This window comes from Leucobacter celer subsp. astrifaciens (assembly GCF_001273835.1).
Taxonomy (GTDB): Bacteria; Actinomycetota; Actinomycetes; order Actinomycetales; family Microbacteriaceae; genus Leucobacter; species Leucobacter celer.
The window spans coordinates 1-204 of sequence record NZ_JHEI01000216.1 but is presented as its reverse complement, the minus strand read 5'-3'; the positions used below and the strand labels follow the sequence as shown (position 1 = coordinate 204).

The window sequence follows — 204 nt, the reverse complement described above, 5'->3', positions numbered from 1 at the left end:
CCTCGGAGGTGCCGATCCTGCCAACGGTCGTCGACCGCATCCTCGCCCCCGACCCGGCAACCGATACAGATGGTCGGCTCGCGGCGGACGGCCGGCTCGTCGGCCACGCCCTCCGTCGCCTGGTCGCTTTTGATCTTGCGGGGTTGTTCGATGGGCCGTCGACCGTGCGGTTTGACCCGTCACTGCCGATGGTCAGCCTGGACC

Annotated in this window: 1 pseudogene; it reads left to right on the top strand. The window is 69.1% G+C overall.

Features of this window, described 5'->3' with window-relative positions:
• Nucleotides 1-204, top strand: a pseudogene (locus AMS65_RS20210) (ATP-binding protein); the annotation flags it as partial.